The sequence below is a fragment of the Marinobacter sp. KM021 genome (assembly GCF_050707965.1).
Lineage (GTDB): Bacteria > Pseudomonadota > Gammaproteobacteria > Pseudomonadales > Oleiphilaceae > Marinobacter > Marinobacter shengliensis.
Genome location: NZ_CP136129.1, coordinates 1,373,411 through 1,398,709, shown reverse-complemented (window position 1 = coordinate 1,398,709; position 25,299 = coordinate 1,373,411). Strand labels below are relative to the sequence as shown.

Annotated in this window: 26 protein-coding genes; 3 read left to right on the top strand and 23 right to left on the bottom strand. The window is 64.2% G+C overall.

The annotated features are described in order from the left end of the window. Nucleotides 1-6 precede the first annotated feature (6 nt). From RVM24_RS06555 to RVM24_RS06480, 16 genes are all read right to left on the bottom strand, one after another. Nucleotides 7-1,527 (bottom strand): conjugal transfer protein TraG N-terminal domain-containing protein, encoded by a 1,521-nt coding sequence (locus tag RVM24_RS06555; protein ID WP_431475146.1) that lies wholly within the window; start codon nt 1,525-1,527, stop codon nt 7-9. 14 nt (nt 1,528-1,541) lie between these two features. Then, nucleotides 1,542-1,889, bottom strand: a complete 348-nt coding sequence (locus tag RVM24_RS06550; RefSeq protein WP_106763539.1) for a hypothetical protein — start codon at nt 1,887-1,889, stop codon at nt 1,542-1,544. Beyond that, complete coding sequence (locus RVM24_RS06545) at nt 1,886-3,283, bottom strand: integrating conjugative element protein (RefSeq protein ID WP_106763536.1); 1,398 nt, start codon at nt 3,281-3,283, stop codon at nt 1,886-1,888. Before RVM24_RS06545 ends, RVM24_RS06550 begins: the two co-directional genes overlap by 4 nt. A gap of 10 nt (nt 3,284-3,293) precedes the next feature. Then, nucleotides 3,294-4,226 carry a TIGR03756 family integrating conjugative element protein gene (locus tag RVM24_RS06540; protein ID WP_106763534.1) on the bottom strand — a complete coding sequence of 311 codons (933 nt, stop codon included), beginning with the start codon at nt 4,224-4,226 and terminating at the stop codon, nt 3,294-3,296. After that, nucleotides 4,223-4,645 carry a TIGR03757 family integrating conjugative element protein gene (locus RVM24_RS06535; RefSeq protein ID WP_106763757.1) on the bottom strand — a complete coding sequence of 141 codons (423 nt, stop codon included), beginning with the start codon at nt 4,643-4,645 and terminating at the stop codon, nt 4,223-4,225. Before RVM24_RS06535 ends, RVM24_RS06540 begins: the two co-directional genes overlap by 4 nt. A 181-nt stretch (nt 4,646-4,826) precedes the next feature. Further along, nucleotides 4,827-5,333: a RadC family protein gene (radC, locus tag RVM24_RS06530; protein WP_106763531.1), complete on the bottom strand. Its 507-nt coding sequence runs from the start codon at nt 5,331-5,333 to the stop codon at nt 4,827-4,829. 171 nt (nt 5,334-5,504) lie between these two features. After that, the gene (locus tag RVM24_RS06525; RefSeq protein WP_431475145.1) at nt 5,505-6,263 is read right to left on the bottom strand and encodes a DsbA family protein; all 759 of its coding nucleotides are present in this window, start codon (nt 6,261-6,263) and stop codon (nt 5,505-5,507) included. Nucleotides 6,264-6,278: 15 nt separating this feature from the next. After that, nucleotides 6,279-9,155: a conjugative transfer ATPase gene (locus RVM24_RS06520; protein WP_218313591.1), complete on the bottom strand. Its 2,877-nt coding sequence runs from the start codon at nt 9,153-9,155 to the stop codon at nt 6,279-6,281. Beyond that, nucleotides 9,155-9,589 carry a TIGR03751 family conjugal transfer lipoprotein gene (locus tag RVM24_RS06515; protein WP_106763523.1) on the bottom strand — a complete coding sequence of 145 codons (435 nt, stop codon included), beginning with the start codon at nt 9,587-9,589 and terminating at the stop codon, nt 9,155-9,157. The genes RVM24_RS06520 and RVM24_RS06515 overlap by 1 nt, the downstream gene beginning before the upstream one ends. After that, complete coding sequence (locus RVM24_RS06510) at nt 9,570-10,973, bottom strand: TIGR03752 family integrating conjugative element protein (RefSeq protein WP_106763520.1); 1,404 nt, start codon at nt 10,971-10,973, stop codon at nt 9,570-9,572. The genes RVM24_RS06515 and RVM24_RS06510 overlap by 20 nt, the downstream gene beginning before the upstream one ends. Further along, nucleotides 10,963-11,865, bottom strand: a complete 903-nt coding sequence (locus RVM24_RS06505) for a TIGR03749 family integrating conjugative element protein (protein WP_172515615.1) — start codon at nt 11,863-11,865, stop codon at nt 10,963-10,965. Before RVM24_RS06505 ends, RVM24_RS06510 begins: the two co-directional genes overlap by 11 nt. After that, the gene (locus tag RVM24_RS06500) at nt 11,862-12,542 is read right to left on the bottom strand and encodes a PFL_4703 family integrating conjugative element protein (RefSeq protein ID WP_106763516.1); all 681 of its coding nucleotides are present in this window, start codon (nt 12,540-12,542) and stop codon (nt 11,862-11,864) included. Before RVM24_RS06500 ends, RVM24_RS06505 begins: the two co-directional genes overlap by 4 nt. After that, nucleotides 12,542-12,937, bottom strand: coding sequence for a TIGR03750 family conjugal transfer protein (locus RVM24_RS06495; RefSeq protein WP_106763514.1), 396 nt, complete (start codon nt 12,935-12,937; stop codon nt 12,542-12,544). The genes RVM24_RS06500 and RVM24_RS06495 overlap by 1 nt, the downstream gene beginning before the upstream one ends. Before the next feature lie 10 nt (nt 12,938-12,947). Continuing rightward, nucleotides 12,948-13,310 carry a TIGR03745 family integrating conjugative element membrane protein gene (locus RVM24_RS06490; protein ID WP_015879490.1) on the bottom strand — a complete coding sequence of 121 codons (363 nt, stop codon included), beginning with the start codon at nt 13,308-13,310 and terminating at the stop codon, nt 12,948-12,950. Between the two features lie 16 nt (nt 13,311-13,326). Continuing rightward, nucleotides 13,327-13,560: a TIGR03758 family integrating conjugative element protein gene (locus RVM24_RS06485; RefSeq protein WP_003296490.1), complete on the bottom strand. Its 234-nt coding sequence runs from the start codon at nt 13,558-13,560 to the stop codon at nt 13,327-13,329. Beyond that, entirely contained in the window at nt 13,557-13,934 is a 378-nt protein-coding gene (locus RVM24_RS06480; protein WP_015879489.1) for an RAQPRD family integrative conjugative element protein, read from the bottom strand. The genes RVM24_RS06485 and RVM24_RS06480 overlap by 4 nt, the downstream gene beginning before the upstream one ends. 163 nt (nt 13,935-14,097) lie before the next feature. Between RVM24_RS06480 and RVM24_RS06475 the strand changes: the two genes are divergently transcribed. Then, the gene (locus RVM24_RS06475) at nt 14,098-15,468 is read left to right on the top strand and encodes a HEPN domain-containing protein (RefSeq protein ID WP_015879488.1); all 1,371 of its coding nucleotides are present in this window, start codon (nt 14,098-14,100) and stop codon (nt 15,466-15,468) included. On the opposite strand, the gene RVM24_RS06470 is transcribed toward RVM24_RS06475, so the two are convergent. The 7 genes from RVM24_RS06470 to RVM24_RS06440 are packed head-to-tail and all read right to left on the bottom strand — an operon-like array spanning nt 15,469 to nt 21,483. Next, nucleotides 15,469-16,218, bottom strand: a complete 750-nt coding sequence (locus tag RVM24_RS06470) for a TIGR03747 family integrating conjugative element membrane protein (RefSeq protein WP_015879487.1) — start codon at nt 16,216-16,218, stop codon at nt 15,469-15,471. It abuts the gene before it with no gap. Next, nucleotides 16,215-18,404: a type IV conjugative transfer system coupling protein TraD gene (traD, locus tag RVM24_RS06465; RefSeq protein WP_106763512.1), complete on the bottom strand. Its 2,190-nt coding sequence runs from the start codon at nt 18,402-18,404 to the stop codon at nt 16,215-16,217. The genes RVM24_RS06470 and traD overlap by 4 nt, the downstream gene beginning before the upstream one ends. Before the next feature lie 4 nt (nt 18,405-18,408). Next, nucleotides 18,409-18,954 (bottom strand): integrating conjugative element protein, encoded by a 546-nt coding sequence (locus RVM24_RS06460; protein WP_015879485.1) that lies wholly within the window; start codon nt 18,952-18,954, stop codon nt 18,409-18,411. Continuing rightward, complete coding sequence (locus RVM24_RS06455) at nt 18,951-19,541, bottom strand: transglycosylase SLT domain-containing protein (RefSeq protein ID WP_015879484.1); 591 nt, start codon at nt 19,539-19,541, stop codon at nt 18,951-18,953. The genes RVM24_RS06460 and RVM24_RS06455 overlap by 4 nt, the downstream gene beginning before the upstream one ends. Next, nucleotides 19,523-20,251, bottom strand: a complete 729-nt coding sequence (locus RVM24_RS06450) for a TIGR03759 family integrating conjugative element protein (protein ID WP_015879483.1) — start codon at nt 20,249-20,251, stop codon at nt 19,523-19,525. Before RVM24_RS06450 ends, RVM24_RS06455 begins: the two co-directional genes overlap by 19 nt. A 12-nt stretch (nt 20,252-20,263) precedes the next feature. Continuing rightward, a complete protein-coding gene (locus RVM24_RS06445) occupies nt 20,264-20,923 on the bottom strand; it encodes a hypothetical protein (protein ID WP_015879482.1) in 660 nt (219 codons plus the stop codon). Then, a complete protein-coding gene (locus tag RVM24_RS06440) occupies nt 20,920-21,483 on the bottom strand; it encodes a PilL N-terminal domain-containing protein (RefSeq protein ID WP_015879481.1) in 564 nt (187 codons plus the stop codon). Before RVM24_RS06440 ends, RVM24_RS06445 begins: the two co-directional genes overlap by 4 nt. A 225-nt stretch (nt 21,484-21,708) precedes the next feature. On the opposite strand from RVM24_RS06440, the gene RVM24_RS06435 reads away from it, so the two are divergent. Both RVM24_RS06435 and RVM24_RS06430 read left to right on the top strand, forming a co-directional pair. After that, nucleotides 21,709-23,496: an ATP-dependent nuclease gene (locus RVM24_RS06435; RefSeq protein WP_015879480.1), complete on the top strand. Its 1,788-nt coding sequence runs from the start codon at nt 21,709-21,711 to the stop codon at nt 23,494-23,496. Then, nucleotides 23,483-25,297, top strand: a complete 1,815-nt coding sequence (locus RVM24_RS06430) for an ATP-dependent helicase (RefSeq protein ID WP_015879479.1) — start codon at nt 23,483-23,485, stop codon at nt 25,295-25,297. The genes RVM24_RS06435 and RVM24_RS06430 overlap by 14 nt, the downstream gene beginning before the upstream one ends. Nucleotides 25,298-25,299: the final 2 nt, after the last annotated feature.

Here is a 25,299-nt window from a genome sequence, read left to right as displayed (position 1 = left end):
TCGGCTCTACTTGAGCTTCCCACCTGACATGGCTCCGGCGCCTTTACCGCCAGCCTGCGCACCTCCCTTCGTGCCTTCGGTCATACCTTGAATGGCCTGACCTGCGCGAAAGCCGACCCATCCCAGCGACGCGATCCAGAATCCAGGCAGTACCAGGAACATGGCTCCCATGACGAAATTGAGCAGCATGTCGCCGAATGTGTTGTTCAACCCGATCAGGGGATCGAAGTTGGTATGCGGGCGGTTCCATCCGAACCCCCAACCGTAGAGTGCATCGAGGATCGTGCTGTCGATCCAGCGAGCCAGTTGCAGCCAAAAGTCGGTGAAGAACAATGCAAACTGGACGACGGTGAGCGTGATAACGGTCTTCAGGTCGTAGGTGCCGATCAGCAAGACGATCGGGATGCAGATCACCAACGCCATTTTCAGGAACGACAGCACCATGGGCAGGGCCTGGCGCACGACGTCCATCGCCGGGAAATAGGCAAGCCCGCCAACCGCCATCCCGACATCGCTGGCGGCGCGGTTGATGACGTTGGGCAGCGTTTTGTCGATTTGCCCGCCGTAATCCGTGTAGACGCTGCCCTGGTTGAGTTTCTGCTGGCGCGGTGAGGCAATGGTGCGGATCACCGAGTCATCCACTTCGGTGCGGCTCAGGAAACCGGCCCAGCCGGCCAGACGGTTGAGCAGGCTGGGATCGACCTGATCCAGCAGACGTGCGCGCAGGCCGTTGCCGCTGTCGTTCCACCACTGGCGGCAGGTCGGATAGCCGGCACCGCTCGGCACCTGCGCCAGGCCGGCATCCCGGTTGCTGTCGTAGGCCCATCCATCGCGCGGCGCCCTTGCGCGGTAGGTGTCGTAGTAGCCGGCGTTGTCGAGGTAGAACCGCGAGCCGATCCAGGTGACGTCGTGCATCTGTGCTTCATCGAGATTCGGACGGTTCATAAACAACTTGGCGCGCGCCGGGCCGTAGCAGTCGTGGGTGAAATCGGCGACTTCCTGCGCCAAAACCGGGTCGTCGATGCGTGTGGCATTGATCTCCATACGGATCTGCCGCAGGTCGGTTCCACATGGGATGGCAGCAACCGAGGCCCCGGTGATCGCGCGCGACAGCGCGTGCATGAACGCCCACCACACCGGCACGCGTGCGCTCTGGTTGTTGAGCGTGCTGAACGACTGCGACCAGCCGGTCTCTCCAGGTTCGGGCACGCTCACCTGGCATTGCGCCGAGCGCGCCTGGTCGTACTTGATGGTGTTGAGGTCAACGTCGATGAAGGGGATGCCCGCGAACATCACCACGACGATCGCCACCCAGACACGGTTCTCGATGCGCAGCGAGGACAGCGCGCCTTTATTTCCTTCGTCCGCACCTTCGGCTCGCGCGCGCAGCCATTCCTGGATGATGATCGCCACGAAGGGTATGGCGAACACACCGCTGGAAACGAGCACCGCCCAAATTCCGTTGTGGATGACCCAGCTCAGCAGGGTCAGGTAGTACTCCAGGTAGTCCGTGGTGAACAGCGTCATGTGCCATCCTCCCGCTACGTCGCCTGCATCAGCAGGCTGGCCTCGAGCGCGACGATTCCCACCACGCCGGCGACTTCGGCGCGCAGGAGGCGACGCCTGGCTTCCATGCCGGATTCACGCGCCAGCAGACGCCGACGCATCCAGACCCAGCCGCAGACCGTCGCCCCGTACAGGCACAGCCGCCACAGCAGGAAGAAACCGGAGGTCTCGACGAGCCAGCGCTCCCAGCCGACTACGCTGCCGAGGAAGTGGATGCCCACGATGTTGATGAGCACGGCTGCCGCGAGCAGCAGCATCGCCCACAGCAGCACCTTCGCCACCCTGCGGATGAGCAGCCAGCGCGGCCCCCAGGTCAGGTTCATGGCGTGCTCCCCGGATTGGCCCGCTGCAACTGGTCGAGGCGATCCGGCACGGGGTCACCTTCGTAGATACCCCGGGAGCCCGCGGCCCTGGTTCCATGGCGCTGGATGATCGCCATCGGCGAGTTGTTGGCAAGCGTGCGGCGCAGTTCGAGTTCGGTCTTGAGGTTGGAGATCTCCCGATCCAGCGAGTCGCTTTCCTGGTCGACGGCGGCGGTCGCCAACTGGTTGGCGGCGACGTTCGGCTCCTTGCGCCCGGTCAGCAAGGTGCGCTGCAGCAGCAGAGCCTTCTCCAGCACCGACGCCAGGGCCACTTCCGAAGCCAGGCGTTGCGCCAGCACGTGCTGATCCGGCTCATCGCGCAGCGCCTCGATGACGCCGCGGGTAATCGGCAACGACACGCTGCCTGCCTCGGCAAGGTTCTCGAAGGTGGTGTTGCGCGCACCGCTGATCAACTCCTGCAGCGTTTGCAGCTTGGCGTCGTACTCCTCCTGAATGAGGGGGGGCAGGCCCACGCCGGGAATCGTCTCAGTCTTTGTGCAGGCGTCGCAGGTACGTTGCTCCTGTTCGCCCAGCACCCGCGTGGCCCATTCGACCGCTTGCTGCGGTGAGGCCCAAGTCTGGCAGGCCAGGCTGTTGCAGCTCGCCGGATCGATGGCCGACGTATCGGTCGCGTTGCGCCCGTTCACAAGGTTGTAGCCCGCGCGCGTCACGTCGCCCATCACCTTGATCGACGGCTGACCGGCGCCGCCGGCGTTACTGCCGCCGACCCACGGCACACCGTCATTGCCCCGGCGCGTCTCGGCCTGCTCGACGGCTGACACCGCATCCGTGCTCGACACGGCATCACGCAGCGCCATGCCTTCGGCCATCTGGCTCCAGCCCAACTGGCCACCGGCCATGTCCGCCATGCGTTCGGCCATCGACCGGCAGGTCAACTTGGAGCGATCGAAATCCAGCCTTGCCTGGAGCACACCATTGGTCAGCAGGTTGTAGAGGCCGGGGTCCGCTCTCTGGATGATCAGCGCGGGGAGCGACGCCACGGCGCTGGTCGCGCTCTGGATCACGTTGCTCATGATGTTCTGAAACCCATTCGTCAGGCCGTTGAGCTGGTTCTGGATCGTGGTGCTGATGCTCATGTCGCCGCACACCAGATTGCTGTTCCACCCAACCCCGACACCGAGGGAGCGCATGCCGGCCGCACCGCTCATCGAGACGGCGTTGCCACCGCCGATCGAGTACATGACCTCGTCGCCGATCACGCTGCCGCTGGTCTGGAAGCCGCCGCTCTGGGCGAGCGCCAGCCCGCTGGCAACGGCCAGTGCGCAGGCCAGCGCGCCAGGCCGCCAGAGACGTGAGGGGCGGTCGTGCGGCGTCGTCAGCTCGGAATGCTTCATGGCGGAACCCTCAATTGAAATCCACGCTGCCGAGGAACACCTGTCCGCGACGCTGGCAGCAGCTGTACGGGCGCCACAGCGCCCACGCGTAGTCACCCTGTTGCGCCTGTGGCAAGTGCCCGGCATGGGGAAACACGGTGCAGGTGTTGGAAAGGCGCGGCGTCAGCCGCTGCCACTTGCCGGTGCTGGCATCGCTTTCGATCAACGCGCCGGCCGGCCAGTAGCCGTCTCGCGCGTTGGCCATCAGCGGCTGGTACACATGCAGTTGGCCGCGCCGGGTTACGACGTCGCCGGCGCGCTGGGCGACGACCGCGCCAGCCTTGTAGTCGTCGGCCTGATGCAGGAAGCCGCCCCTGGGATAGACGTTGCCCCACAGGTTCAGCCGGGTGCGGGTGCCGATCTCGCGCATGCCGGGAATCAGCGACTCGGGATACACGGCTTCGGGCATGTTGTAGCGCCAGGCCAGCGTGTCGAAGGTGCTGAGCAGGTACGGCATGAACGCAGTGCCAGCACCCTGGCAGATGTAGCCGGACGCCGAGGCGAACTGGCTGAACACCTGACCGCCCGGATGGCCAATGACGTCGGCGTTCTTGAATTTCGCCAGGTTGTTCTCGTGATCCTCGTTGGTGGTGCCGTCACCGCCGGCCTGAGCCGAGGGGGTGGGCGGGCTCATCGGCCGCACTTCGATCCACGGGTTCTGCCCAGTATTCGAGTAGCTCGATACCACGGCGTCGGGAACGTAGTGCCTGACCTTGATGGAGGTGCGCACCGAGCAGCCCGACAGAGAGCAGTACAGCCAGTAGCAGATCCCGGTGACGCGATATTCGAGGCAGTCCGGCGACAGGGTTGAGGAGATGATGGTGGCGGTGTTGAGGGCGAAGCTCGACGTGGCGCTGCACAGCAGCACGGCGGCGGCTCCAAGCCGCAGGCGACGGGGAATCATGGCTGCTCCTCCCGGTAACGCTCGATGCGGGCCAGCGCCTGGCCGAGGTCGCTCACCCCGTAGACGACGTAGCGCTGATCGACGATCACCGCCGGAATGCTGGTGATGCCGAGGCTCCAGGCATCGGTCACGCCCTGGTAGGCATCACGGATGCGCTGTTGCAGCGCCTGTCCGCCATCGTTCAAACGTCGCTGCACGAACGCCGCGGCCCGCTGCGGGTCGTTCGGCAACCCGGCCGACAGATCCGCCTCGATGGCCTGCGCCGCGTCGAGTTGGATGACGCGATCCGCCGCCTGGGCACCTGCCACCGGGTTGCGGGCGTCCGTCACGATCCAGATCTCCGCAGCCATGACGTTGCCGGCAAGCAGTAGCGCGGGGAGGGCCAGCGTCTGGCCAAGGTGTGCAAGAAAGGCGTGCATGGCTTCGTGTCTCGGGGTGAATCGACCCCGGTAGTCGAACCCATGAGGCAGATGCGCACCACGAACAATGCGCACTGTGGCAATCCCTGTTTTCCGGTGATGCGAGGGAAACGAAAAAGCGCATGGACCTGGGGACAGGCCCATGCGTGGGATGCGGCTTGGCGGACGCGATTCTACGCCGCTACAGCAAGCCATTCTCGGCAAAAGAGTACGGTCGGCCCTCGCCGATGATGAAGTGATCCAGCACCCGGATGTCGATCAGATCCAGAGCGTCCTTGAGTCGGCGGGTGATCGCGCGATCGGCTGCACTGGGCTCCGAGTTCCCCGAGGGATGCTGGTGCGCGAAGATGACGGCGGCGGCATTGGCTGCCAGCGCACGCTGGACGACCACCCGGGGATAGACTGATGCGCCATCGATCGTGCCGCGGAACAGCGGCTCGTACGCCAGCACCTTGTGGCGCGTGTCGAGAAGCAGGACGGCGAAGATTTCGTTGGGCTCGCCGACGAGCATCAAACGCAGGTAGTCGCACACCTCGCTCGGATTCCGCAAGGCGGTACCCGCCTTGAACATGCGTCGCTCCAGCAGCGCGATGGCCTGTTGAACGATCCGGTCTTCGTGCGTATCGACGACAACGGGATCGTGTTCCAACTCGGTATGGGAGTCTTCGAGGGTCAGTACGTCGGTCATGGGAACCTCCAGTAGATGAACGGAGGCCCCCCACGGAGGCGGAACCTCCATGGGCGTGACGAAATGAAAAAACCACACATCCACCAGCGCGGACGCTGGCCGTTCGCTTCGGGATGCGTTGCGAACGACGGTCAGCGCAGCAGTGCTGCGCCGTAGCCTCGAAGACCTCGGCTACCTGGGCATGTCGCCATCTTCGATGGCGGACAAACCTGCGGCGTGCGCCGGAGCGGTATCCGGTGCATCACCCATCAGCAGATCCATCGCGGACAGTAGCGCATCGCCCTCGACCGGCCCCTGCAGCAGCAACGACCGGCCGCTCTGGCGATCCTCCAGGCGCAGGCTGGGGGTGGCGGTGATGCCGGCGTGCGTGCCCTGTTCGGCCTGGGTGCGCACGACGGCCTGCGGGCGCTCGCTGTCCAGGCAGTCTCGCAACGCCGGCGTCAGCCCCGGAAAGCGACGCCCCTCGGGGAGCCCCTGGCCGCCGCTGCGTGTGTGCTGGTACAGCCAGCCGATGGCATCGAAGAACGCACCATGCCCGCCGGTTTCGCCCGCGCACTCGGCCATGCTGGCCAGCGCTGAGGCGACCGGCTCGTGCGCCGCCAGAGGCAGGTGATGCCATTGCAGGCTGACGTCGGCCTGCTGGCCGATCCAGCTCTTCAGGCCCGGGTAGTAGTCCTTGCAGAACGGACATTCCAGGTCGGCGTAGAAGGTCAGCACGAAACGGGCATCGGGCTGGCCGTGGCGCCACGGCGGGCCGGCCGGGTGCTGCTCGGTGGTCGGGGCCGGTGTGGCGTCTGACACCTCGCGCTGCACCACGGTGAGCAGCGCGAACAGCAGCAGCGCCAACATGCCGACGGCGCAGGCCAACAGGCGCAGACAGCGGCGACGGCGGACGGACGGTGACGGGGTCGTTGAGCGATGGACAGGCATGGCGGGCTCCGGCCGTCAGGAAAGCAGATCGGCATAAGGCAATGGCTCGATGCCGCGTGCGCGGTCGATGTCCTCGGACACCTTGAGCGCGGCCTCCAGCTCGTTGACGCCAAACTGCTGCATGAGGCGGTATCGCTCGGCTTTCTCTTCAGGCTCGGTCTGGGCCAACGCCAGGTACAGGCTCGGTGGTACGGCCCTGAACAGCACCTCCATCGACTTCGACAAAATCACCCCCTCGGTGAACTTGCCGGCCTCCTTCCTGGCCGACAGCATCAGCGCCTTCTGCGCGGGCGAGAGTTCGCGGAACCGGGCGATTTTTTCCACCTCGTCCGGGGGCATCGACAAACACAGCCACCACTCGATCATGTTGAGCATCGGCTCTGCGGCCTTGGGCAGATCGTCGATGTTCTGTGTCGCCAACCAGTACCAAGCGCCCAATTTTCTCCACATCTTCGTCACCTTCACCACATACGGCGACAGCAAGGGATTGCGCGTGATGATGTGGCCTTCATCGGTCACGTTGAGGATTGGCCTGCCAAGAAACTGGTCGCGTTCGGCAATGTTGTTGACGGTGTTGATCAGCGAGATATAGGCGATCGAGAGCTGGGCGTTGTAGCCCTCCCTGGCATAGGTGGCGAGGTCGACGACCGTGATGTCCACTTCCGGCCAGGGCGTGCCGGGGCGGTCGAACATCTCGCCGTCCGAGCCCTGCGCGAAGATGTCCATGGCGTCGGCCATCTCCAGCAAGCGCGTGCGCCGGGTATCGGGCAGCGTCGTATCGTGGCCGCGCTCGCGCAACGCATCGCGCACATCGCGCGTGAGCACATCGCGATCTGCCGCGACGCACTGGCGGGCGGCATCGAGAATGCACTGCCGGATCAAACTGCGGTCGGCGCGGGTCATCCGCGCCTCTTCTTTATCCTCGCCTCCGGTGATCATCAGGCGCGCGGTAATCTCCAGCTCGCCCAGCACGTCGCGCTGTTCGTCTGTATCGGTATTGGCGGGATCGTCTGGCTGTTCTTCGTCCAGCGCATCGGCGTCCAAGGTCTGTACGTCGCTGGGCGTTTCGATCAGCCGACGCGCATCGGCGAACGGGGCAAGGCTCACCCCCGAGCCGGGTGCGAGCTTGACCCGATTCACCGTCAGGCCCAGCCGTGCGGCGAAATCTGCCAGCAGACCAAACGAGTTCCCGGCCTCGACGATGAACATCCTCGGGCGATAGATCGCGGCGACCTGGTTGAGAATGTTGTTCAACGTGGCCGACTTGCCGCTGCCGGTGGGGCCAAACAGAAACAGATGGGCATTCATCTGCCTGTCCAGCCTGTTGAACGGGTCGAACGTGATGACGCCGCCCCCGCGGTTGAACAGCGTGATGCCGGGCCGGCCCGTACCCCGACTGCGCCCCCAGGCTGGCGACAGGTTCGCCGCGTGCTGCGCGAACATCAGTTGCGTGTACCACTGCTTGCGGTCGGCACCGGGGTTGTAGACGCAAGGCAGCCAGCGCAGATAGGTGTTGAGCGGGGCGACTTCGTCCTCTTCGCGAACCGGTTGCAGCCCGGCGTTGAGCATCACGTTCGCAAGCTGTAGGCCACGCCGGTCCAGCTCGTCCTCGTTGTCGCCGGACAGATAGAACGCGAGCGAGCCGCGATAGAGCTTGTGGGCGCTGCCGATCAGCGAACGTGCTTCCTGCACGTCCTGCAGCGCCTGTTCCGAAGCCAGGGTCTCGCCCACAGCCTTCTTCGCCAGGTGATTGAGGTGCGCTTCAAGCACGTCCTGCGGTGTGGCGACCAGCGTCAGGCACATCACGGTGCCCTCGGGCAACTGATCGAACAGCGTGTTGATCGCGTCGCCCTTGCGCGTTTCGCCGGTGAGATGGCCTGTGGAAGGTGGCGTGCGCAGGCGGTCGGTGACCATGACCCGGTGTGGTACGCCGTCGAAGTACCACAGCCCAGACTCGGCATCCGAGCGTGGCTGGCCGAAGAACAGCCGCTGCGAAAAGTCCCTGCCACTGGCCAACTCGATCTCGTCGGGCTCCGACGCCTCCGGATAGGCTGCCAGCCGGTAGAAGCGTTCGCGATCCTGTGCCGTCGGCCCGAGCATGGTGGGCCTGGGGTTGAACCAGCGCAGCAGCCAGTCGTGGATCTGCGGCGCTCCCATCCTGCGCGTCTGGATGCCGGCATTGGCCAGGCCGCCGATCAGGCGGTCGCACACAACATTCAGCGCCTGCTCGGGCGTCTGGCCGCGGCGGCCGGTCTGGCCTGCGGCGCGGCGATAGACCACCATGCGCACGCGCCGGTTCTGGCCGCGCCACGGCAGGCGGGTGACCACGCTGTCCTTGAATAGGCCGCCGGATTTGGAGACGGCGCGCAGGTGGTGGGCGAACGAGGCCAGGTAGAACTCGGTGAAACGGCTGCCCTCGGCGCGCGGCTGGACGTAGCCACGCAGCGTGTCCAGGTACTGGTCGAAGTTGGCTTCGTCCTGGGCATAGAGCTGGAGCACCCACGGGTTGGCATCGAGCTCGTCGAAGCTGTCCTGCAGAGCGTTTTCCAATGCGTCGCGTGCTTGCGCCAGCCAGGCGGCCTCGCGGCCTTCGGTGCCCAGCGGCGTCAGCTCGAAGAAGGCGGCAACCGAGACGCCGTCCTCAAGCAGCATGCACTGCGAGTCCGGCAGATACTCGACCCACGGCAGCAGCGCGACGAATGACGGCGCCACGTCATACAGCGCCTGCTCGTCGGCGGCCGTGGCCGGACGCTCGTGCGCGACCGCCGCGCCGGGTTCGGAAATGCCGGCTTCGCGCAGTGCGCGCACATGGCGCGTCCAGTCGTCCTGCCGATCGTCGGTCGGTGTGGCATCGTCGGCGGCACGCCGGCGCCAGGGCAACGACAAGGCCATCAGTACGCCTCCGTGCGTTCGCCGGGCATGGCGTACTGCACCCTCTGGTACAGGGGGAACACCGTGCTGTAACCGGGCACCGGCACGGGATCGGTGCCGGCAAGGTGCGGGAAGACATACATGACCAGATCCGGGTTGGGAAGCCGTGGAAACTGGTGGTGGATCTCGTTGGCCGCCGTGCGCGTGTAGCGCATCTGCTCAGCGGGCGCGGCCTGCACATCCGCATCCGTCAGCGGCCGGCGCAGGCTCTGGCGCGCATCCAGCAACTGACGGCGGGCGACCTGGCCGCTGCCGCCGTCGCCGGCCTGCTGGTGCCAGATGTCCTGCATGGTGCGGCCACCGTGCGGCATCAGCTCCTCCTTGCTGGTGGCGCAGCCGGCCAGCACCGTCGCGACCGCCACCAGCAGCAGCGGCCTAATCCAGATCGAGTGCATGCGCTTCTCCTGCTCGATGGTCGACGCGGCGGCCTTCGGGCTCGTAGTCGATGTGAAGGGGCTTTTCGAGATGGATGGCAACCTGGGCGCCGGGCTGGACATACACTGCGGCGAAGGCCTGCCCGTAAAGACGGTTCACCCACTGCGACATGTCCTGCACGCCGCCGGCGAGGATGCGTCCGACCGCTTCGTTGGTGCTGATGCCAACCGTGCCGATCGACCCATCGGCGCCGACATACGACATCTGGCCGCTGTCGGAATCGATCAGTGAAGCGACGCCCGCGCCGGCAGCGGTGATCAATGCCTGGGTGCCCAGGTATTGCTGTGCGTTGCTGCGCCGTGCGCCACTGACGCAGGGAATCCCATACGGGTCGCTGATCCAGCCCAGGCCATCCTGCTGGTTGTTCTGCTGGCTGCTGCGCTCGCTGTCCTCGGGGATCGTGCGCACGGTGCCATCATGAAAGACGAACGTGATCGAACGGACCTGCCCCCTGACGCACGACAGGGTCCAGTCGCCACTGGCCGTGCCGCTGAACACTGCGCCGGCGACGTCGGGGATATCAATGCCATTCGCGGTCAGGTTGTCCTCCCCGACGAGGACTTTGAACGGGAACGGATCGTTCACGGTGCCATCGACCGGCACGCGGCCAATCAGCGCGGTCATCGCGACCGAGCCCATCAGGGTGGAGTTCGTCGGCACGGTGTAGACCGCCCGGGCCGTCTGGACGCCGGCTGCCCTGGCGCCGGCATCGGCCACCTGTTCGACGGTGGCCTCCAGCGTCTTTTGCGCCGGCCCGAAGCTGGTGGGGAAGCTCAGGCTCGTGCCTGCGCGCCCATCGGTCTGCCTCGCGTCGTCCGGCTCCACCCAACGGATGCCGCCCTCACCGGCAAAGCCATCGCCGTCGCCCTCGCGCAGACCCAGCCCGACGGGCAGGTCGGAGTGGTCTGTGCTGCCGATGTTCTCCAGCCGGCGCTGCAGATCCTGCAACAGGCCTTCGGTCTGCCGGCGCTCGCCGACCAGCCGCTCCTGGTCGCGGCGCAAGGCGGTGCGTTCGGCTTCCAGGGCCGTGTCGATACGCTGGTCGATCGCGCTTTCGCGCTGGCGCAGGCGCTGGTTCTCTTCGCGCTGGGTGCGGTTGTCCGCCGTCGCCGTCTGCAGTTCGGTGCGCAACTGCCGCACTTGGGCCACCAGGGTGGCGACGGTGTCGCGGGGCGTGTCGCCCTCGATGCCGAGCGCCTGCATTTCCTCGGCGGTGAGCTGTGGATCGGCATCGGCCATGGGGCGAGGCTGGTCGCCGCCACCGGAGAACAGCCGGATGCCGAAGAACAGCACCAGCAAGGCGACCGGCAATACCAGCCACTTGAGCAAGCCATTACTGCGCATCGCCGGCCTCCTTGTCGTCGTGACCGGGGACGGCCTGCGGCAGCAGCGCCGTCGGATCGAAGCGGTGGACCGCCGGCAGCAGCGACTGCGGCAGGCCGCGACCGCGCGTGACCAGATACAGCACCGTGGTGTCCTCCGGCGTGCCGCGCGGACCGAGCGTCGGATGCTGGAAGGTGGCGGTGAGAAAGTCCCCTTGCAGCGCGCGCGGATCGAGGTCGATCCAGCCGCTGCCGGTATGGGTCAGCCGCACGGCGGTGACCCACTGATCTTCCAGCCGCCATGCCGCCAGCGCCTCGGCATGCACCGGCAGGGTCGGCAGCAAGGTGTCCAGCGACAGGTCGCGGCGCAGGTTGACGCGCATGATGCCCGGCACCGGTTCCACGGTGCGCAGCGGCGCGTACAGGTTCTGGGCTGCGTAGCGGGTCAGCACCACCGCCACCGGGGTTTCGCGCCGCGGCGAGCGGGCCTGATCCGGAGCGGGTGCAGCCGCTCCGGGCGCTTGCGCCTGGCCGTAACGCTGCGGCGTGGCGTTGCCCTCCACGATGCGCACCGGCTCCAGCGGCGGCTCGCCGTCCTGGGCGGGCTCTGCGGCGATGTCCAGCAGAATCAGCGCGCCGCTGTCGGCATCCTGCAGTTGCAGCCGCGTGGGTTCGATCGGTTCGCTGGCGCGCAGGTAGATCGCACCGCCGGCACTCTGCACACGCAGCCGGTCGCCCACGCTGGCCGGCACGCCGACGCGCACGTTGCGATCCACGAACACGATGCGCTCCTCACCGACCTGCAGCGGCACGGCCAGCGGCAGACGCTCCCAGTGCATGATCTCCACGGCATGGGCCATGGGCACCAGTACGCAGGCCAGCATGCCCAGCCAGACGAGAAGGCGGCTCTTCATGGGGAGTCTCCTTGCAGGCCCAGATCACCGCGGGCCGGGGATTCGGGCGTGGACGCAGCGATGCGCTGCGGCGCACCGTCGTAGCAGTCCAGGACGAGGCCGAACGGGTTGCGTGCCGGATCGACGTCCGAGCGCGCCACCTTGATCGGGTAGCGCACCAGTGCGCGCTTGACCTGTTCCGGCCCGTGGTATTCGTCCGCACTGAGATCGAGCGTCACCACCCAGTTGCGCTCGGAAACCGTGCGCACGCGCGCGGACGGGTTGTCGCCGTAGCCGCGCCCGGGAATCTCGTACACGCCGCGCACCCGCTGGCGCAGTTCGCCGGTGCTGCGGCGGTAGTCGTAGTCGGCCTGCAGGAAGGCGCGGCAGGCAGGCGTGAAGTACGGCGAGAGCGCATGCAGGTTGCGCGCATAGTCCTCTTCACCATTGCTGGGCCAGCGGTGCAGCTGCTGCCACACATAGAAGGTGAACGCATAGACGCTTTCCGGCGGCACGTCCCACCACGGGCGGGTGCTGCCCGAGCGCAGATCGGGCGGCACGTGAATGGTCAGGTCGCGTGGCGCGCTCCACCATCCGCCACCCATCACCAGCGCGATCAGCAGCAACGCGCCGGCCCCCAGCCGCAAGGTCTTGATATGCGCCTGCAGGTGCGCGACTTCGTTCCGGAAGCGGCTCATCACGCAGCCCTCCGGTTCGACCAGCGCCCCGAACGCGTGATCAGCACATGCCCGCCGATCCAGCCGGCTACCAAGGGATAGCGGGTCGCGATGCGCCATTGCAGTTGGCGGTACAACCAGGTGTCGGGTCTGCCGCGTTTCTGACGGCGCAGGATGCCTCCGCCGATGAACACGCCGAAGGCGATACCCAGCACGATGAAGGTGGGCGCGATCGCGATGGTCGAGAACAGCCAGGACAGGGGCGCGCCGACCAGCAATCCGGCTGCGCCGGACAGGCCGCAGCAGATCCACAGCTCGTCCGCCGTCAGGCCGCGCACCACCACGGGATGCCGGTTGAGCCGGTGCGGAAGGAACATCACGGTGCCGTCCGCACGGATGTGCTGATGCTCGGACATGGGCGCGGCCTCAGAGAATCCCGGTCGCTTCGGTGAGCAGCCAGATACCGATGACCAACAGCACCGCGCCGATGGCTACCGTGAGTCCGAACTGGCCCCAGGTCTTCCTGCCCGTGTGGATTTCCGCGTAGGTGCCGTAGGCGTGGTAGCACACGCCAATGAACATCGACGCCACGACCAGCAGTGCGACCAGGAGCACGATGTCGTAGCCGTAGTTGCGAATGGTCTCCATGATCCCGCCGCCGGTGCCGCGCGACGGATTCTCCAGTTGCGGCAGGCCCTGTGCGAACGACAGCGCGGGCAGCGTGGTGAGGCTCAGTGCCAGCGCGGCGCGCCGGGCGAGACAGATGCGGGGGAAATGAGCGGTTTTCATGGTCTGACCCTTGTGGTTAGGAGAGGAGGAAAAAAGTCAGCACCAGGTACATCGCGAGAAAACGCACGACGACGCCGAGGAACTGACGCTGGTTGAGCTGGTTTTCCGCCCAGCCGACGTAGGCGGTGCGAATGGCCCAGGCCCCCCACAGCAGCAGCACCGCGAACACGAGGCCGACGATCACCGTCGCCATCGCGGCGGGTGCGATGCTGCTGTTGGCCTGGAAGGCGCTGATCTGCGCGGAGGTCATGGCTGGGCCTCCGGTGCCGAGAAAACGTCGGGGGCGGACTCGTTGCGGTAATCGCCGCTCAGTACGGCGGGGTCGCGTGGCTGGGCGCGAGACGGCGCGAGGTGGAACTGGATGCCGGCGCGCACGCGCGCGAGGTCATCGAGTAGACGTGGGTAGTCGAAGTGGTAGCGCTCGCCCGCTGTGATCGGGGTATTCGCCGCACTCTGTGCGACGAAGCGTTCCAGCGCGTCGAGCTGGCGCAGGGCCGCAGCCAGCTCCTGGCGTTGGGCTGGCGTGCCGGCATGGGCCGCCAGCGGCGGGCTCGCCGTCAGCGCCATCAGCAGCAGGGCGGCCACGCCGCGATGCGCGGCGTGGCGTGGAAACGAAAACACCATCGCGCCATTCCTCGGTTCGATCAGCAATGGCTCGATCGTGGCGAGGCAGGCGCTTCAAGACCGCAAACAATGGGTACTGCGAACTGACCGGATTGATGGATGCCAATACCGTTGGTGCCAGCTTGCGATATCCTGCGATCAGCATTAGATCAAGGGAAAATGTATGGGGTTAAAGGCCGAGCTGAAAGCTCTCGTAGATGAGTTAGATCAAATACACAAGGGGGCCACGCCATGGTCCGAAGAACCTGGAATTCCTGATTTCGTCACTGCCGAGAATGGTATGCAGCGGTTCTTCACAAGGAAGGCAAGAGAGGCACTTGGGCAATTCTCCAGCACCCTCCATCAGAATCGGCCCCAGAAGTCAGTGAAGATTGAGTCTGAGGCCTATCAAAAGGTAGTCCGTCAGACCGTTGCCGACTTGCATGCTGCGGGTGAGCTCTTAGGATTTGATGAATGCGATCAGGGCGGGCTTCTTCCAAAACTGAAGTTACTCATTGAGGAACGACTCGCAAGCATCGCCAACGAGCACACGCACTATTTTCCTGCCTGGACCCTGGGCATGGAGAGGGTTTCTCCTTTCTCCCTCGGCCCGGTGACATTCTTGAATAGATCCGACTGGATAGATTCGGTCGACTTCCCTCAGTACGGAAAGGATCACTATCTGAACCAACCAGAGGCGAACCACCGCTGGAAGGAAATTCTCAAGGATGCCTTGCAGAATCCCAATGATGGCTCCTCCATCGAAGGGCTGGCCAACGCCGTCTACAGTGCGATCGTCGGATGTCCGGCCTTGGTCAAGGTAACAGTCCGTGGCTATGAGCGTGAATTCTCACGCAAGTTGGCGAGGTTGGTTGCCAAGACAGCGCTTGACGCTATCTCTCTTGGCTTTGGGGCCCCCGAGTGCTTCTTGCAACAGGCGCTTCAAGACGAGCGTCTACCGCCTGCCGGTAGCGATCGCCTGGTCGAAACCAAAGGATTTCTGTGGTTGCCCGGAAGCTCGCTTGGGAAGCGTATTACTTCGCAACCTCCCGAGCGAGTAAGGCAAGCGTTGGATGACATGACGTCTATTATTCCGGCATTCGCGGCGATCCTTGATGGGTTGCTTGATCCATCGAGTCACCCGCATCCCAAGCTTGCCAATCGATGGGCTACTGCGCTGGATTGGTTCGGCGAAGGCAATCGTGAATCAAGTGATGCCATAGCGCTGGCGAAGCTCGGAACCTGCCTAGATGTACTGTGCTGCGGTGGCAAGAACGATGGTATCCGTGAAATGGTCATCCATTTAACTGGTACGAGTAGCGAAACTCAGGTAGTACGGGGCAACCGTCCTCGCACACTGAAGCAGTTGGTCAAGGACATCTATGACCACGGTCGATCGCAGATACTGCATGGCACACACTACGACAGGCTGGAATCATTCGCCGCAGAGCGCCAGTATGCCACCTACCTCGCACGGATCGTGTTGATTGAGTGCGCAGTGCGGTTACAGCACTATGGTGGTTCAGATGAAGACAAGGCGTTCAGAACAATATAGCTACAGGTACTTTTTGAAGCTCCCCGCAGTCAGAGATACAGCCAGTCCCAGTAAGGCGGCGCTGGGTAACAGAATCAGCAGTGGATGCACCGAGACCGGCATCGCCAAGTAGATCACCCAGGGCAGTATCGCCAGTGGCAGTAGCGAGGCTTTCGCGCGATGGTAGACGAAGCCCGATTCCCGGCCGGCGCCGAACTTGCGCACGTCGCGGCGCACCAGTCCATCGACCAGACCGACGAACACTGCCGTGAGCACCAGCGGCAGTGTCAATACCAGAACCAGCAGGCGCACCATAAAGGTCAAGGTGATGAAAGCGGCGGCAATCAGATAGCGCTCGGCCCAGACATAGACTTGGCTGATGAAGTAGCGGAAATCACGGGATTGTCCTTGGCCCGGCGCGCGGGCGCGTTCTGCGGTATCGTTCATCTTGTCGAGCAGCCCGGTCTTGACGAACACCCACTCGTAACCCGTCTCCACCAGGCGGTGCGCGGTGCGCCCTGGCTCCTGCACGATGGCGCTGCGCGTGAAGTGATTCGACAGATGCCCCAGCTCGTACTGCAGCATCGATTGCGCATGGCGCCAGCCCTGGTCCTTCCAGAACAGGTGCATGCCCACGCACTCGATCAGGATCGACAGCATCAGCGAGGCGATCAGTACCCCGAACAGGCGCAGCGGCAAGGAGATCGCAGTGGCGATCAGGCCCTGCCGGCGCTGTTGCTGCCGCTGCGCAGTGGATGCCGGGTCGCTCATGGCGTGTGCTCATCCAGGCCCGTGTCGCCCGTGACGTTCGCGGGAGGGTCGCTCGCAATGGGCGCTTCGTCGAGCAAGTCGTCGGGCAAGGGGCCATCCTGCAGCATCGGCGACCCCAGGTTCTCCCACCAGTGCGCAGCCTCGGTGTAGTGCTGGCGCATGTACCCCGCGAGCTGCTGCAGATCCTCCGGCATGGCCTCATCAGGGTCGGCCGCCGGCAGCGGCATCCTGACCTTCCACAGCTGTCCGCCCTGCATCAGGGCGAAGCATTGACCCTTCGGCAACGCTACGACATGAGAGGGCTCGATCATCGGCACGCTGGACATGCTGATGCGGTCTTGCGTGTTGCTGGTGAAATCGGTTGAACCGCGGATCTCCGAACTATCGGTCGCACCGCTGACGATGGTCGTGGTGTAGACCTCCACCTTCGGCAACTGCCTGGTCAGCAGTTCGGCGGTGGCGGTTTCGCGCACCCTCAACATGAACACATTGTTGAAATTCCCGACGACCTGACCGGCTTTGGCCCTATTGCCGATGCGCGCCTCGATGTCGCTCAGGGTCTGCGTGTAAGCGGTGATCTGGAGCCCGGCGCCGCCCCCCTTGTTGATCATCGGAATGAACTCGTCGCCCATCAACTCATTGAATTCATCCGCGTGAACATTGATCGGCACCTTGGTGTTCGCGGAGGCCCACGGCAGACCATCGTCGATACCGTGTTTATAAATGTGGCCTGCGACGGAAACCAAGTCACTGAACATCGAATTGCCGACCGCCGCAGCGACTTCGGCATCAGAAAGCGCATCCAGGCCGACATAGACAATGGCGCGCTTCCGGATCACCTGCATCCAATCGAAAATAGGACGGGGATCACCGAGGTCCGAGTAGTTCGGGGCCAGCAACTGGGCGACCTTGCCGCTGGTGAGCTTTTCCAACAGAGGCAGCAGCGAGGCGACGATCTTGTCGAAATACGTCTTGTCGTACCGGACCGCCGAGCGCAGGCCGTCGAGCACCGGATCGTAGTTGCGCGCCTGGCTGAGGTACTGCTCCAGGGCCACGACACGCTTCTCGCGTCCGATCATGTTCCTGGGGATGTTCTTCTCGTTGAGCTTGGCCTCGATCTGGACGATGACTTCCCAGGCCTTCGGCTCGGTGCGGGCGAAGAAATGCGCGGCGTACTCGATGAACAGCGCATCGATGTTGATCACATGACGCTGGATCAACAGATAGTCCGGACGTTGCCCCAGCTCGATCAGCGCCCTGGCAATGACATTGACGAATCTCCAGGCAAATTCGCGAAAGGCCGCGCTGTTGCCTTCGCCAGAAAGCTGGCCGGCGATGCGCGTTGCGACCTCGCTGATGCGGCCGAACCGTCCCACGGCGTTATAGCGCGCGCTGATATCGGGCCAGCCGAGATGAAAGATATACAGCTCGTTCTCGCGGCCGGCGCGCTTGGCCTCGACGTACACCCGCTTCAGGAGATCGGCATCACCCTTGGGGTCGATGACGATGACGACTTCATGCTCGCCCGCAGCGTTTTGCCGCCGGATGTCCTGGGTCACGAACAACTCGGCGAGCCGCGTCTTGCCCACGCGTGTCGTGCCCAGCACCAGAGAGTGTCCGACGCGTTCGCCCAGCGGCAGGCTGACGTCGACTTCCTCGGGTTCGATGCCGTGCAGGCGCGGCAGGCCGCCTACTGGCGGCAAGGGGCGCACGGGGTTGAGCGGCATGTCCCAGCTGGTGAGGCTCGACAGGCGCGAAAGTGGAAACGGCGCGAACTCCAACCGTTCCTCCAGGCGTCGCGCCAGCTGGTAGGCCGGTGTCGGTTCGACGTAGCGCCGGAACTCGGGCCGGTACGTCTGCATCAGCCTGTGCGTGTGCTTCTGTTCCCAGCGAAAGCCTTTGCCGATGAACAACCGCTGCTGGCTGACCGGCACGTCGCGGCTTGTCATGACGTAGCGCGGCAACCTGCGGATGTTGCGGCGATAGCGCAGAGTCACCTGCGCGTCGCGCCAGCGGATCGCACCGAAGGTGGCGAACGCCAGCGCACTGCCGATACCCATGGCCGGGCTCAGCGCGAGCGACCACGGTGCCACCAGGCACAGAAACGCGGCGCCGGCGCAGACCGCCACGGTGTACAGCTCCACCGCGGGGCGCAGCAGAACTTCGACGGGCTGCGTCTGCGACATGGCGTCATTGCTCGATGCCGGTGGCCGTGACCAGCACCGGGTAATGCCGCAGGCCCAGGCGTTCGGCCAGATCGTCGGCGGACATCGGCGACAGATTCAGGCCGGGCGCGATTGCACGCAGTTGTGCCAGCGCCTGGGCCGTCTCGACATTGACCACCAGGCCCCAGGCGTTGCGTTGGCGCAGCGTGTCGGCGTGCTGACGCAACCAGGCTTGAGAGGTCGCATCGTCACCGACCAGGAAGAATGGTTGCAGTCCGGGGGCCTCGATGACGCGGCGGGCAACCGTTCCCGGCGTGAGCCTGGCACTGCGCACCGGCAGCATGGCCGTCTCATCGACAGCGGCGGTTGGTGCCTCGGGAATGACGATGGAGGGGAGTGGCTGACTCGTGGCGCGCGGCTGCAGGTCGAGCGCTTCGTAGTACGGCAGCGCGGAAGCGCCGCCCCGGTCTTCCACCACGATCAGGGGCGGCGTGGCACGCACCGCGCTCATCGGCACGGTGGCGAGCATTACGACAAGAAGGCCGTGCGTGGCCCGGATGGATGAGGTCATCGGCTGTTCTCCTGGCGGGGCGCGTGTGCGGCGGTCTGTTGCGGGCCGAGCACGCGCTGGAGGTATTGTGAAACGCTGCGCCGGTAACGCGCCGCGGGCGCGCCGCCAGCCGGTCGGTGGTAACGCCCGACCGCCAGCAGCCAGTCTTCGCCGGGGGTGTGCTGCTCTTTCAGGATGTCGGCGGCGATGCGCAGGTTGTCGTAGGGGTCGAGCAGATCGCAGGGCTGGCGGTAGCGGTGCTGCTGGTAGCCGAGGTTGATCTGGCCCAAGCCCACGTCGATGCGCGTGGGGGGCACCTCGCGCAGCGCCTGGCGCACGCCCGCACAAGCCTGCGCGCGCGTGGCGTAGCGGCGCGACTGGCCGGCGACATTGAGCGACCAGGGCCACGGCACGATGCGATCGTCCCGGCGCACGCCGCTTTCCTGCAGCGCCACGGCATAGAGCACCGTCGAAGGAATGCCGGCGCGCTGGGCCGCCAACTGGTAGGCGGGCGGCGGAATTTCCTGGGCCTGGACTGGCCCGGTCGCCAGCGCGGCGGCCAGCAGCACGCGCAGCGGCCACGTCGGCATCAGGGCTGGCGCTGCCATTGGCCGTTCACCTGACGCACCACCGCGGGCAGTTCACCGGGCAAACCCAGCGCCAGCCAGCGGCCACCGTCGTGGTTGAGCGTGATCGAGCCGCTGCGCACGCGCGCCGGATCGATCTGCGCGCGCTGGGCCCACTCGCGGATGCGCGCGTCGTCCTGGCGGCTGCCGACCATGTACAGGTCGAACTCGGCGTTCGCCGTCTGCAGACGCTGCACGACCTGGGCACACGGCGCGCAGCCGTCCCGGACGAACACGGCGGTACGACCGCTGCCGGTCATCGCACTGCCGCCCGGCAGCGCATCGGGCAGATTCACCCGCTGGGCGTCGGGATGCAGGCGTTGCCAGGCTTCGTCGTAGGCTCGTTGATACGCCAGCAACTTTTCCACGCGGCGCGCTTCGACCTGCACTTGCAGTTCGGCATAGCGCCGTCGCTCCTCGTCGGAGCGGGCTTCGATGCCGAGTGCGGTCAGCGGGTCGAGGTTGGGTGAATGGATGCCCAGCGGCCCTTCCATCAGTTCGCGGTAGCGTCCCCATTCGTCGCCGCGCAGCCCCCAGTCCCGCGCCAGGCGTTCATCGCGTGCCTGATCGATCTGGCTCGGCGTGACACGGGAAGACTGTGCGGGTGTGCTCTGGGTGGCGGGCTGCTGCGCGAAGGCCGGTGCGTTCAGCGCGGCCAACAGGAACAGCATGGAAAGTGCGCGACGTTGCATGGCGCCTCCCGATCAAGGAATCGCCAGCCGGCGCGTCTGGTCGCCGGCCTGGAACACGGCGGTGTTGCCGTCGATGGTCTGCAACTGCCAGCGCCCGGCATGCTCGCCGGGAAGCAGCACCTGGATCTGCCCGGCCGAGAGCGGGTCGGTGGCGGGGGCGATGGAAACGGCGCGCTGCCCGGCGCGCAGTTCCGCACCGATCAAGCGGAAGGGAAACGGCACCTGTGCCGGTGCCGTCGTCGTCGCCCTGGCGGGACGCGGCGCTGCGGGCGTGCGCGCGGCGGTCTGGCGCTGTGCCTTGAGCTGCTCGACCTCGCTGTGCAGTGTCTGCAGGGCCGCCTCGGTGGCGTAGCCGGCCAGCGACTGTTCGAGACGGGCGATGTCGGCTTCGAGGCGCTGGCGGGTGTCCTGCAAAGCTTCCTGCAAAGCTGCCGTGGTCGCCGCTTCGGGGCGGGCTTGCAGCGTCTGTACGTCGTCGGCGAATTCGGCGAGCCGGCCTTCGAGCACCTGCAGTTGGCGTAAGGCCGAATCAACTTGACTCTGACCGGCCAGGTCGCCCGCAACGCGGAAGTTGACGAGCACCAGTGCGCTGAGTCCGACCATCCAGGCCCACAGCAGCAGGTACAGCACGAAGGCCGCGCGCGAACGCGACGCATGGGCCACTGCGCTCATGGCTGGCCTCCGTCGACGATGGGAAAGGTCTGCACCGGCGCGGCCAGTGGCGTGTCGGTCTCGGGATCTGCGGAGGGCTCGCCGGCAGGAACGAAGCAGATCTGGCGCGCCCTGTCATCGACCTGTACATCCCAGGCCGGCCCGGCGAGCGTGAGCAGTGCGTCGCGCAGCGTCATCGGCCCCAGATACAGGTGCGCCGCCGGCAGCGGCAGCGAATACAGCTCGATCACCGCATGGGCGTTCTCGCAAAGCTGGTAGCCGCTGCGCTGGAGTGCGTGGCGCAGGCCGTCGCCCACCGTCGCTCTGGCATCCGCTGGCATCGCCACGTCGATGACCTGCAGCAGCAGGTCACGCTGGGCCGCGGTGGGAACAAGCTCCACGAGCGTGTAGCGGCCATAGCGCACCACCGGAATCAGTTCAGGTGACTGCGGCGCTGTGTCGGCTTCCTCGACAAGAGGATCAACGGGCGGTGCGGCGGTGGTGGCGCAGCCGCCGCTCAACACAGCGGTGATCAGCAGGCCGCTGCCGGTCAGGCGCCGTAGAAGTTGGGTTGCTGGCATGGTTCGGCTCTCGATGGCGATGAGCCGATACCTTCGCCGGGCAGACCGAATCGTTCAGCAAAGAATACGAAAGAGTCTTGGATCGCTTTGTTCGCGGGTGTAGGTTGGAAGTATGAGTCTTCGGAGGTTGAGTCAGCGCAGGCTTGTAGGGAAGGCGGTGAATAACTAACGGTGTTGCCGACGATGGGCTGATATTATTCGTAAGACATATTGCAGGGGGTGTGCATGCGGATCTCACGCGTTAGGCTGATCAATTTCGCCAATTTTTCGGATGTTGATATAAAGACTGGCGATAGCATCGTTATCGTTGGTGAGAATAAAGTCGGAAAAAGTAACTTCATTCGTGGATTACAGCTGATTCTCGACCCAGGATTGTCCGAGCGTGACCGGCAATTGAGCATAGAGCACTTCTGGGATGGCCTGGTTGAAGACAAGATCGGTAAAATCATCGAAGTCTCGGTGGACTTGACCGACTTCACTGATAACCCGCGGTTGATGGCTCATCTCAACGATTGTGTGATTGATCCAGGCCCACCCATGACGGCCCGTCTCACCTATCGCTTCCAGCCCAAAGCCGGACTGGGACGCGCTCCGGAATCGTTGAAAGACTATGAGTATGTGATCTTTGGTGGTAACGACCCCGAAATGCACGTCGGTAGTGCGTTTCGCCGCATGTTGCCAATAGACGTCCAGGTGGCACTGCGTGATGCTGAGAAGGATCTCGCGAGTTGGCGCAATTCACCATTGAGACCCCTCATCGAAGATCTTGCCGAGTCGTTGGACGAAGACGCCCGTGAGGAGATTCAAAATCAGGTTGACGACGCACAGCGGGAACTAGCTGGCCACGCCCAAGTGGTTGCGACGGCGAACCGGATCAGCGAGCGGTTGATCTCCATTGCTGGTGAGCAGCATGCTGTGCCTGTGTCGCTTGGACTCGCTCCAACTCGGGTGGATGCGCTGCTTCGCAGCTTGCGATTGTTAATTGACAATGGAATTCGCGGCGTCGGTGACGCTAGTCTGGGAACCGCGAACCTGATCTTCCTGGCATTGAAGAGCCTCGAACTCGACCGCCTCGTGTCTGACGGAGAACGTGACCATACATTCTTTGTGGTTGAGGAGCCCGAAGCGCACCTGCACCCGCACGTTCAGCGCCTTGTCTATCGTTATTTCCTTGGCACCGGAGGGGATGAAAACGAGGAAGATGCTCCGCTAACAACGATCCTTACAACTCACTCCCCACACATTGCAAGCGTTACGCCGATTAGATCCATCGTTCTGCTACGTCATGACGTGGGGGCAGGCAAGACTGTCGCCGTTTCAACTGCGAATGCGCCGTTCACACAGAGGGATGAAGAAGATCTACAGCGCTACATTGATGTCACGCGTGGCGAGATTTTCTTTTCTCGGGGGGTCATTCTGGTCGAAGGCGACGCAGAGCGTTTCCTGGTCCCCGCGTTCGCTGAGGCGCTTGATATCCACCTCGATATGCTTGGGATTACCGTGTGCTCGGTTGGCGGAACTAACTTCACGCCGTATGTGAAGCTCCTAGGCCCTGAAGGACTGGATATTCCTCATGTCATCCTGACGGACTATGATCCGGTCAATGGCAAGGCTCCGCTGGTTCGCCGGCGACTGATCAATCTTCTTGACGTGGTTGAAGACGAGTACGACCACTCGGAGATGGAGACAGATGACGTAATTGAGCTTGCCGAGGAGTTCGGATACTTCGTGAACGAGAACACACTGGAAACGGAGTTGTTCGCCGGTGGGTTGGCTGAGTCGATGCGGGATGTAATTCAGCAGGAATTGCCGCAACTGAGGCAAGCAACCCGAGAAGCATTGCAGCAGTGGGTGGATGACTTAGACCAGGTCGATGAAGAACGGCTGCTGAAGCTTATCGAAAGAATCGGAAAGGGACGATTCGCTCAGGCCCTTGCACGCTCAGTGTCCGAGGATACTTGCCCGCACTACATCCGTTCCGCGCTGGAGCATATCCGCAATGCCGTCGCGTAGTTTCAGCACAGCCTACCTGGCCCAGGCTGCCGAGCTGGCCGGAAATCCTGGTCAGTTGGCGGCGTACAACTCCCAGGGACATTGCGTGGTGCTCGCCGGCCCTGGAAGCGGAAAAACCAAGACGCTTGTGCTGAAGCTGGCTCGCATCTTGGCCGAAGACGTGCAGGCACCGCGTGGTGCTGCGTGCATCACCTACAGTCAAGAGTGCGCACGCGAATTAACCCGTCGGCTTGAAATGTTGGGGCTGCGGGAGGCGCCAAACCTGTTCATCGGCACCGTCCACGGATTCTGCCTACGCCATCTGTTGATGCCATATGGACGCTTAGCTGATCTACCGATTCAGTTTCCCCTCTCAGTGGCATCCCAGCGAGTGAGTGATCGTTTGATCAGGCAGTCCGGAGACGAGCTCTTTGGGGCCAACCATCCTTACAAAGCTATCGATCTTGGACGGCATCGCCGATCCGTACTGAACCGAAACAGCGTTGCCTGGCGTAGCGAGGAAGAACTTGCCGCCTGGGCCGAAGCCTACGAGGCGGCACTGCGCCAAGGGGGGCTGATCGACTACGACGACATGGTGGTCTATGGCCAGCGCCTGATCGCTGAGCATGATTGGGTACTGCCTCTGGTGCAGGCGAAATTTCCGGTGCTGGCGGTAGATGAATATCAGGATTTGGGGGTTGCACTCCATCGCATCGTCAAGCGCCTGGCTTTTGATGGTGGCGTGCGCTTGTTCGCAGTCGGTGATGCAGACCAGTCGATCTACGGTTTCACAGGGGCCGATGGCGCGTTGCTCATGGAGCTAGCTGAGCGTGAAGACATCGAGCCGGTCAGACTTCAATTGAATTATCGCTCAGGGGCAGGCATTGTCAGCGCTTCAGAAATGGCGTTGGGTGAGGATCGTGGCTATCGGGCGAACGACCCGACCCGTCAGGCGACTATCGAGTTTGTGCTGTGCCCTGATGGGCTCGCAGATCAGGCCGCACACGCCGTCGCGCAGATCATTCCGGTGGCCTTGGACTCCAAGCCAGGACGAACGCTGGGCGATATCGCAATCTTGTATACGGACTATCGCGCAGGCGATATTGTGGCCAAGGCCGTGGCAGCCGGCGGTTTCGATTATATCCGCGTGGACACCGCCGCGCCTTACCGTAAAGTTGCCTTGACGAGTTGGGTAGAAGACTGCGCCGCATGGTGTGCGGGTGGCTGGCGTATCGCGCGTCCGCAACTGCGTGGATTGATCGACCGTTATCTCGCATTTCATCGAGCGAACTTGGACGATGCGCAGGCTCGACGCGAGGGGCAGGAGCTAACCGCTCTGTTGTGGGCGTTGCGCGCCGATCAGCAGTCCGCACGTGATTTTGTCGCATCACTGCGCAACGGCATCTTGGATCGTCTGTTGGTTGCTGAATCGTCGCTTGCCGATCAGAAGGAACAACTGGATCGCATGACGGCGGCGCTTGCCGAAGGTGGCGCGCTGGCTACGCTGGACATTGCGAGTCTGGGCGGACGTGATGGTTCGCCGGATCACCTGAACCTGCTGACACTTCATTCCGCTAAGGGATGCGAGTACGACGTGGTCATTATGGTCGGTCTCGACTATGGGAGTTTGCCATGGCGAAAACTGAGTCCAGAGAAGTTGCGCGAGAGTCGCCGGCTGTTCTATGTGGGACTCACACGCGCCCGCGACGAGGTTCACATGCTGTACTCGGGATTCGTTGAAGGGCGCTATGGTCCGATGCGCCATGGGCGCTCACCATTCCTGGATGAATTAGAGGCACGAATGCGTGCTGCGAACCTCTGAGC

What these genes read in the sequence shown, in the direction of transcription:
- RVM24_RS06555 (WP_431475146.1), bottom strand. Translation starts at nt 1,527, where the DNA reads ATGACGCTGTTCACCACGGACTACCTGGAGTACTACCTGACCCTGCTG.
- RVM24_RS06550 (WP_106763539.1), bottom strand. Translation starts at nt 1,889, where the DNA reads ATGAACCTGACCTGGGGGCCGCGCTGGCTGCTCATCCGCAGGGTGGCG.
- RVM24_RS06545 (WP_106763536.1), bottom strand. Translation starts at nt 3,283, where the DNA reads ATGAAGCATTCCGAGCTGACGACGCCGCACGACCGCCCCTCACGTCTC.
- RVM24_RS06540 (WP_106763534.1), bottom strand. Translation starts at nt 4,226, where the DNA reads ATGATTCCCCGTCGCCTGCGGCTTGGAGCCGCCGCCGTGCTGCTGTGC.
- RVM24_RS06535 (WP_106763757.1), bottom strand. Translation starts at nt 4,645, where the DNA reads ATGCACGCCTTTCTTGCACACCTTGGCCAGACGCTGGCCCTCCCCGCG.
- radC (WP_106763531.1), bottom strand. Translation starts at nt 5,333, where the DNA reads ATGACCGACGTACTGACCCTCGAAGACTCCCATACCGAGTTGGAACAC.
- RVM24_RS06525 (WP_431475145.1), bottom strand. Translation starts at nt 6,263, where the DNA reads ATGCCTGTCCATCGCTCAACGACCCCGTCACCGTCCGTCCGCCGTCGC.
- RVM24_RS06520 (WP_218313591.1), bottom strand. Translation starts at nt 9,155, where the DNA reads ATGGCCTTGTCGTTGCCCTGGCGCCGGCGTGCCGCCGACGATGCCACA.
- RVM24_RS06515 (WP_106763523.1), bottom strand. Translation starts at nt 9,589, where the DNA reads ATGCACTCGATCTGGATTAGGCCGCTGCTGCTGGTGGCGGTCGCGACG.
- RVM24_RS06510 (WP_106763520.1), bottom strand. Translation starts at nt 10,973, where the DNA reads ATGCGCAGTAATGGCTTGCTCAAGTGGCTGGTATTGCCGGTCGCCTTG.
- RVM24_RS06505 (WP_172515615.1), bottom strand. Translation starts at nt 11,865, where the DNA reads ATGAAGAGCCGCCTTCTCGTCTGGCTGGGCATGCTGGCCTGCGTACTG.
- RVM24_RS06500 (WP_106763516.1), bottom strand. Translation starts at nt 12,542, where the DNA reads ATGAGCCGCTTCCGGAACGAAGTCGCGCACCTGCAGGCGCATATCAAG.
- RVM24_RS06495 (WP_106763514.1), bottom strand. Translation starts at nt 12,937, where the DNA reads ATGTCCGAGCATCAGCACATCCGTGCGGACGGCACCGTGATGTTCCTT.
- RVM24_RS06490 (WP_015879490.1), bottom strand. Translation starts at nt 13,310, where the DNA reads ATGAAAACCGCTCATTTCCCCCGCATCTGTCTCGCCCGGCGCGCCGCG.
- RVM24_RS06485 (WP_003296490.1), bottom strand. Translation starts at nt 13,560, where the DNA reads ATGACCTCCGCGCAGATCAGCGCCTTCCAGGCCAACAGCAGCATCGCA.
- RVM24_RS06480 (WP_015879489.1), bottom strand. Translation starts at nt 13,934, where the DNA reads ATGGTGTTTTCGTTTCCACGCCACGCCGCGCATCGCGGCGTGGCCGCC.
- RVM24_RS06475 (WP_015879488.1), top strand. Translation starts at nt 14,098, where the DNA reads ATGGGGTTAAAGGCCGAGCTGAAAGCTCTCGTAGATGAGTTAGATCAA.
- RVM24_RS06470 (WP_015879487.1), bottom strand. Translation starts at nt 16,218, where the DNA reads ATGAGCGACCCGGCATCCACTGCGCAGCGGCAGCAACAGCGCCGGCAG.
- traD (WP_106763512.1), bottom strand. Translation starts at nt 18,404, where the DNA reads ATGTCGCAGACGCAGCCCGTCGAAGTTCTGCTGCGCCCCGCGGTGGAG.
- RVM24_RS06460 (WP_015879485.1), bottom strand. Translation starts at nt 18,954, where the DNA reads ATGACCTCATCCATCCGGGCCACGCACGGCCTTCTTGTCGTAATGCTC.
- RVM24_RS06455 (WP_015879484.1), bottom strand. Translation starts at nt 19,541, where the DNA reads ATGGCAGCGCCAGCCCTGATGCCGACGTGGCCGCTGCGCGTGCTGCTG.
- RVM24_RS06450 (WP_015879483.1), bottom strand. Translation starts at nt 20,251, where the DNA reads ATGCAACGTCGCGCACTTTCCATGCTGTTCCTGTTGGCCGCGCTGAAC.
- RVM24_RS06445 (WP_015879482.1), bottom strand. Translation starts at nt 20,923, where the DNA reads ATGAGCGCAGTGGCCCATGCGTCGCGTTCGCGCGCGGCCTTCGTGCTG.
- RVM24_RS06440 (WP_015879481.1), bottom strand. Translation starts at nt 21,483, where the DNA reads ATGCCAGCAACCCAACTTCTACGGCGCCTGACCGGCAGCGGCCTGCTG.
- RVM24_RS06435 (WP_015879480.1), top strand. Translation starts at nt 21,709, where the DNA reads ATGCGGATCTCACGCGTTAGGCTGATCAATTTCGCCAATTTTTCGGAT.
- RVM24_RS06430 (WP_015879479.1), top strand. Translation starts at nt 23,483, where the DNA reads ATGCCGTCGCGTAGTTTCAGCACAGCCTACCTGGCCCAGGCTGCCGAG.